Raw genomic sequence first — 1841 nt, forward strand, 5'->3', positions numbered from 1 at the left:
GGGGGCGGCCCCCACGTGGTCGGGGCCGTGGTGGTCCTGGTGTCGGTGGGTTACGCGGTCAGTGCCACCCTGTGGCACGCGCTGCCGCTGTGGTTGCCGAACGGGACGCTGCCGAGCAGGTGGTGGTGGTTCGCGATCGCCGCCGTGGGCCTGTGGAGGCTGGCCCCGGCCGGCTACTCCTTCTCCGACGCCACCGTGTTCGGCCGGCCCAACCCGTTCGCCGGCAGCGCCTTCGCGAACTGGCTGGGGGCGCTCAACGACCGGCTGCTCGACGCCCAGCTCGTGGTGTACGTCGTGCTGACCGTCCTGGTGGTGCTCGTCCCGCTCGCCCGCATCCGCGGGGTGTCGCGGCGCCGTCGGCAGAACGTCCTGATCGCCCTCGGCGTGTACCTGCTGTGGGGCGGAGCCGAACTCGGCTACTTCTTCGACCAGAGCACGCCCTCGTACATCGCGTTCGCCGTCACGTCGGCACTGTGGACGATCACCCTGGCCGCCGTCGTGGTCCGGGACGGTTCCTGGCGGCTCGACCGGGCGGCTCGGCGGGTCCTGGTCGGCCTGCTGGTGGCCGCCGGGCTGGCGATGGTGTTCGTGGTGGTGGCCTGTCTGCTCTCCACCATGCTGATGCCCGGCCGCGGCCTCGGGGCCCTGGTGGTGGTCGCCGCGGTCTTCCTGCTCGCGATCGGCCTGCCCCGGGGCGTGCGCGGGGCCTCCGGCCTCGTCGACCGCTGGTACTACGGATCGCGCGCGCAGCCGTACCAGGTGCTGCGCAGCCTCGCCGGGAGGGTCAGCCAGACCGTGGACCCGCAGGAGGTGCCGGCCGTGCTGTGTCGTACCGTCAGCGACGAACTGCGGCTGCCCGGCGTGGAGTTGACCGTCTCCACGCGCAGTGGCGAACGGCCGCTGGCCGCCGTCGGGGAGCTCTCCGGCAGTGACGAGGGCTTCCCGCTGGTGCACCGGGGGGACCAGATCGGCCGGCTCACCGTCGCCCCGCGGCAGGGCCAGCGCGTGCTCGACGACAGCGACCGCGACATCCTGCGCTCGCTCGCGGACCAGGCCGCGCCCGCCGTCGCCTCGCTCCAGCTGATGGAGGACCTGCGGGCCAGCCGCGAGCGGATCGTCGCGGCCCGCGAGGAGGAGCGCCGCCAGCTGCGCCGGGACATCCACGACGGCCTCGGCCCGATGCTGGCCGGTCTGCGGCTGCGCCTGCAGGGCGCCGCCGCGGTGGACGACCCGGCGCTCTTCTCCAGCGTGCTGGACCGGGTCGCGGACGACCTCGCCTCGGCGGTCCGGGAGGTCCGGCGGATCACCGACCGGCTCGGGCCCACCGCGCTGGGCGACTACGGCCTGTCCCTGGCGCTGAGCCGCCTCGCCGAGACCTTCAGCGGCCCGGACCTCGCCGTCTCCACCAGGCTCGATCCCGACCCGCTGCCGGCGCTGCCCGCCGCCGTCGAGGTCGCGGTCTACCGGATCACCGCGGAGGCGCTCAACAACGTGCTGCGCCACGCGCAGGCGGCCAGCGCCACGGTGTCCGTCCGGGCGGAGCCCGGGCGGCTGGTGCTCGACGTCGAGGACGACGGGCAGGGCCCGGGCCACGGGCTTCCCGTGCACCCGGGAGTGGGACTGCAGTCGATGTCCGAGCGGGCCGCGGAGATCGGCGGCAGCTGCACCGTGGACGCCCTGCGGCGCGGTACCCGGGTGCACGCGGTGCTCCCGCGCCGGCCCGCGGGCCGTTGACGGCGAGAGGCTCGTCCGCGGCCGTCCGGTGCGGCGGGGGCGCGGCGCGCACCCGGGTGGGGGCGCCTGGCACGTGAAAGCGCCCCCGGCGCGACGGGTGACGGCCG

The 1841-nt window shown here is 75.5% G+C and carries 1 protein-coding gene; it reads left to right on the plus strand.

Translation table 11 applies throughout. The features are described from left to right. A partial coding sequence (locus ACIQOV_RS39790; protein WP_401055805.1) for a histidine kinase occupies positions 1-1734 on the plus strand: 1734 nt, incomplete at its 5' end. Positions 1735-1841: the final 107 nt, after the last annotated feature.

This window comes from Kitasatospora sp. NPDC091257 (genome assembly GCF_044757675.1).
Taxonomy (GTDB): Bacteria; Actinomycetota; Actinomycetes; order Streptomycetales; family Streptomycetaceae; genus Kitasatospora; species Kitasatospora lactacystinica.